The organism is Actinomycetota bacterium (genome assembly GCA_012837825.1).
Classification (GTDB): domain Bacteria; phylum Actinomycetota; class Humimicrobiia; order Humimicrobiales; family Humimicrobiaceae; genus Humimicrobium.
This window is the reverse complement of sequence record DUQM01000057.1, coordinates 1-5,291: the sequence shown is the minus strand read 5'-3', so window position 1 is coordinate 5,291 and position 5,291 is coordinate 1. Positions and strand designations below refer to the sequence as shown.

The 5,291-nt window shown below is 34.8% G+C and carries 5 protein-coding genes; all 5 read left to right on the top strand.

The window, feature by feature from the left end; all coding sequences use genetic code 11:
- Positions 1 to 23 precede the first annotated feature (23 nt).
- The 5 genes from GXZ93_04290 (at position 24) to GXZ93_04270 (ending at position 5,216) form a co-directional block, all read left to right on the top strand.
- Positions 24 to 776, top strand: coding sequence for an ATP-dependent helicase (locus GXZ93_04290; GenBank protein ID HHT78998.1), 753 nt, complete (start codon positions 24 to 26; stop codon positions 774 to 776).
- Between the two features lie 618 nt (positions 777 to 1,394).
- Entirely contained in the window at positions 1,395 to 2,495 is a 1,101-nt protein-coding gene (locus GXZ93_04285; GenBank protein HHT78997.1) for an NADP transhydrogenase subunit alpha, read from the top strand.
- On the top strand, positions 2,492 to 4,138 hold the full coding sequence (locus GXZ93_04280) for a cobalamin B12-binding domain-containing protein (protein ID HHT78996.1): 1,647 nt from the start codon (positions 2,492 to 2,494) through the stop codon (positions 4,136 to 4,138). The genes GXZ93_04285 and GXZ93_04280 overlap by 4 nt, the downstream gene beginning before the upstream one ends.
- Positions 4,135 to 4,659 (top strand): DUF2179 domain-containing protein, encoded by a 525-nt coding sequence (locus tag GXZ93_04275; protein HHT78995.1) that lies wholly within the window; start codon positions 4,135 to 4,137, stop codon positions 4,657 to 4,659. The genes GXZ93_04280 and GXZ93_04275 overlap by 4 nt, the downstream gene beginning before the upstream one ends.
- A gap of 119 nt (positions 4,660 to 4,778) precedes the next feature.
- On the top strand, positions 4,779 to 5,216 hold the full coding sequence (locus GXZ93_04270) for a transcriptional repressor (protein ID HHT78994.1): 438 nt from the start codon (positions 4,779 to 4,781) through the stop codon (positions 5,214 to 5,216).
- Positions 5,217 to 5,291: the final 75 nt, after the last annotated feature.

Here is a 5,291-nt window from a genome sequence, read left to right as displayed (position 1 = left end):
CGGCATCCGAGATAACAGGCAGAATGTCTGCTGATGACAAAAATTTTGAATTTCTTAAGAAAATTGTCGTGGAAAATACAAATACAGGCAGCAATGATCTGAAAGATTTTTCATATGGAAAAAAAGATATTGATCTTGGAAAAAAGAAGTATATAAGTGAGAAGGGCAGGATAGTTTATAAAAAAAAGTACTGCATGGAACTATATAAGCTATATAAGATGCTGAGTTCGCTTAAACAAAAAAACCTCTTACCTTATGACCAGCTGAAGATAATTTCGGATTACTACTATCCTATTTTTAAGGAAAAATATGATGATTACAATAAAAGAGAAAAGGATATTGAATCTCTTTTTTATATTGCGCAAAGATATAAGAAGCTTGGGGATTTTCTTTCTGATTTTACAATTGAGCCTGTGAAAGAATCTCAGATCGGTGCTTCACTTGAAAATAAGGATGAAGACAGGCTTACTCTTTCAACGATACATTCTGCAAAAGGTCTGGAATGGCATACTGTTTTTGTTATTTATATGGTAGACGGCTATCTGCCTAGCACAATGTCTATGGGCAGTCCCGAGGAACTTGAAGAAGAGAGAAGGCTTTTATATGTTGCGCTTACAAGAGCAAAGGAGAATCTGTATCTGATAAAACCTAATAACAGCCGGAGAGGCGGTAATTATTTTGAAGCTTCATATTCTTCTTTTTCGGAACTGACAAGATTTTTAAGAGAAAAAGATATAATAGATCTTTATACCGAAAAGTGGGTTCTGACAGAATAATTATAAGATTCCTGCATTTTCCTGAATTTCTGCCAGTTTATATTTTTGTTTTTTGCTGACTTTTTTTATTTCTTTTGCTATTAGTCCTGCATCAAATCCGTTATCTTCAATTAGGAGCATCTTCAGCCTGTCTTTCAGTTTTCTCTATTGAATTTTTTCTAAAATAAGTTACAAGCAACATCAAAACTGCACATGTTTAAGAGCAAGAGTTTTTATTCAGCAGCAATCAGTATAATCTTATTACTGAAACTGCTTTTCATAAAATCACCCTGATTGTCGATTTCTACAAGGTGACCAAACTCTGTAAAAACTTGCAAAACATGGATTAAAAATATTTTCAAACAAGCAATAAGCGAAATCTTTTTATATTGCAAAGTACCATATAATGTTATTAATAAAAATATAAGCAAAATATATATCATTTTTTAAGATTGATAAAAACAAAGAACTGCAAATAAAATTGCTTAATAAATTAAAACATAATGTGTTATCATAAAAACAAACCTCATAAAATAAGCTGTTTTTGCAGCTTATAAGCCTTAGGAAATTGGCACGATTAAGATTTAAGAATATTTTAAAAAAAATAAAATTATAAATTCAACCATTTAAGGAACTGATATGGAAAAAGCAAGATTTGCAGTAGTAGGCGCAGGTCATGGCGGCAAAGCAATGGCCGCTCATCTGGCAATAAAAGGGTTTCCTGTCAAGTTATATAATAGGAGTTATTCAAAAATAGAACCTATTATCAAAATGCATGGAATAGAAATTGAAGGAGAAGTAAACGGTTTCGGTCGCTTGCAATGTGTTTCTGATAATATTGAGGAAGTTATCAAGGACACGGATGTAATAATGGTGGTAGTCCCCGCTTTTGCACACGGAGCAATAGCAGAAAGATGCGCTCCGTATCTAAAAGACGGACAGACAGTAATACTTAATCCGGGCAGGACAGCAGGCGCTCTTGAATTTCTGAATATTCTGAAAGAGAGAGGGAATTATAATAATATAACAGTGGCAGAAGCTCAGACTTTTATTTATGCCAGCAGGGGGATGGGACCTGCTTCAGTCAAGATTTTCAGGATAAAACAGGCTATCCCGGTAGGAGCAATACCGGCAGTAAAGACAGATGCTGTAATTGATCTTATAAATGAGGCTTTCCCCGAGTTTATTTCTGCCACAAGCGTTATAGAAACAAGTTTTAATAATATCGGTGCTGTTTTTCATCCTGCGATAACGATACTGAATGCAAGCCGCATCGAGGCTACTTATGGAAATTTCCAGTTTTATATTGAGGGAGTAACACAGTCTGTAGCCAAAATACTTGGAGCAGTAGACCGTGAAAGAGTCGAAGTTTCCCATGCGCTGAAATGCAAGAATGTTATGACAGCTCTTGACTGGCTTTCAATGGCATATAATATATCTGAAGATAATCTTTTTGATGCAATTCACAATAATCCCGGATATGTAGGTATAAACGCACCGAGAGTAATCAATAACAGATATATTACCGAAGATGTTCCCATGAGTCTTGTGCCCATATCAGAATTTGGGAAAATATTCGGAGTGAGTACAAAAGCCACCGATTCGCTTATAGATATAGCAAATATAATTTTTAAAGCAGATTTCAGGCAATCCGGAAGGAATCTTAGAAGGCTCGGACTTGAAAATTTAAGCCTTGAGCAGATCAGGAATATCTTTATTGAAGGAAAATTAAAAGAATGAAGAAAGATTTAAGAATTCTTGCCGCTTCAGTCGCAGGATGCGTCCATGTAGCCGGAATGCTAAAGTTTTTACAGACTGCAAAGGATGAAGGATTTACCACCAGTTTTGCCGGTTCTGCTCTTGAGATTGATAAACTTATTTTGAAAGTAAATGAGTTTAATCCTGATATCCTTGGAATAAGCTACAGATTATCGCCTGAAAGCGCCATAGTTGCTTTTAAAGAGCTGATAAAAAAACTTCAGGAAAAAACAAATAGGGAAAAAATAATTCTGGTTTTGGGTACTACAAAATCTGTCAGCAGCGCGCTTGCTGAAGCGGGGATAAGTAATAATTTTTCCATGATCTTTACAGGTGGGGAAAGCCAGAAGGAAGTCTCAGATTTTTTGAAAGGGCATAAATTTGAAAATTACAGGGAAAACATACCCCCACAGCTTTTGCTGGAGAGGATAAAATATAAAGAACCTTTTCCTTTGCTGAGGCATCATTATGGCAGACCTGATTTTGATGAAACAGTAAGGGGGATAAAAGAAATTGCTGAAAGCGGGGTTCTGGATGTCATTTCCCTTGGTCCAGACCAGAATACCCAGGAATTTTTCTTTCATCCTGAAAAAATGAGGGAAAGCCTTAACGGGGCAGGCGGTGTTCCCATTAGAAGCAGAGATGATCTGAAAAAACTGCGAAAAGCGGCAAAGACAGGGAATTTTCCAATAATGAGATGTTACAGCGGAACGAATGATATTATAAGTTTTGCGCAGGTTCTGCATGAAACAATTGAAAATGCATGGTGCGCTGTCCCCTTATTCTGGTATAACGAGCTTGATAACAGAAGCATAAGAAAACTTGAAAATGCTATCAGTGAAAATCAGAAAGTAATGAGATGGCATGCCGATAGAGACATTCCTGTTGAAGTAAACGAATCACATCACTGGAGCCTGAGATATTCTTCTGATTCAATTGCTGTCGCTACAGCTTATCTTGCAGCATATAATGCAAAAAAAATGGGTGTTAAGAATTATGTTGCCCAGTATATGTTCAATACTCCTCCGGAAACTGATTTCAGTATGGATATGGCTAAAATGCTTGCAAAAATTGAACTTATAGAATCATTGCATGACGACACATTTAATTCTGTTCGTGAAACAAGAACAGGTCTTTTCAGTATGACCAGCAACCTGTTTAAAAATAAAGGCCAGCTTGCTTCTTCAACATATCTTCAGATGCAGATAAACCCGCAGATAGTTCATGTGGTTGCCGCATGTGAATCTGAATATGCAGCAAAACCCGCTGACATTATTGAGAGCTGCTTCATTGTTTCAAAGGTGATAGAGAATATTCTTGAAGGTTCTCCGAAAATGTCAGTTGAAGGAAATATTTCTGAAAGAAGAAGAGAATTGGTTGATGATGCAAAAGAAATTTTAAACTGCATTAGAAAGCTTGATTGCAGGAAAAGATTTGAAGATCCTCTTACTGAACCGGAAATTATCGGGAAAGCTGTCAGAAAAGGTATTCTGGATGCGCCTCATCTGAAAGGGGTGCCGGCTGCAAAAGGAAAAATAAAGACCGGATTTATAAATGGTGCATGTGTTTCTATTGATAAAGAAGGAAAAATTTTAAGCGAAAAGGAGAGACTGAAAAATATATGAATATATTATTCTGGTCATTAATGATTTTTTTTGGAAGAATTATTGATGTTTCACTAGGCACTGTCAGGATAAATTTCATTGTAAGAAAGAAAAAATTAATAGCTGCAGTCGTTGGGTTTATAGAAGTAACTATTTTTGTCACAATCATTGCAAAAGTAATACAGGACATAAACAACAATATTTATGGTATTTTTGCGTATGGGGCAGGTTTTGCCATCGGAACAATTGTAGGGATGTTTATATCTGACAAACTCTCAAAGGATCTGCTGAGCACAAATATAATATCCAAACACAAATCTGAAGAAATTGAGTCTGTGCTTAGAAATGAGGGATTTGGCGCGACAAGTTATTTTGGACTTGGAAAAGATGGCAACATTAAAATAATAAATGTTGTATGCAGAAATAATTGTATTGACAGACTGAACAAGATAATTTTAAAGATAGACCCGAATTCGTTTATAACCTCTTCCCTAATAGGAAATCAGAGAGGAGGCTATATCTTTAGCATGAAGAAAAAATAATTTCCCTGTCGCTGAATAGGAAATTAAGTTATATGTCAGTAATAAAAATTATTCCATGATTTTTATTAATCATATATGATATTAATAATTAATTTAATCAGGCTTTAAAAAGCAGTAAGATGAACTCAAATAATAAAAATGATTTAATTCATGATTTTAAAAAAATCTGCAGGGAAAAGAAAATGAAAGTCACCCCCCAGAGAACTGTAATATACACTGAACTATTAAATTCTTATGACCATCCAAATGTAGAAACTCTATATAAGAGAGTAAAGAAAACTTTTCCTGATATTTCTTTTGATACGGTATATAGAACACTGTCATTTTTTCATGACATAGGTATTGCGGAAATCATAGAAGGCCTTTCTCCAACTCGGAGATATGAAGGAAATACTCTGAAGCACTATCATTTTATATGCCGGAAATGTGGCAATATATACGATATTGAAAATGTTCCTTTTAACTTCAAAACCCCCAAAGAGGTTGAAATGAATTATGATGTTCTTAATATAAGGGTGCTTTTTGAAGGCATATGCAAAAACTGCTCATCCGGCTGATAAAATTTTTTAAATAATATTGCTTTTATAATTAAATTCAGCTATTATACTAATTAATAATAATTACTAATTAAT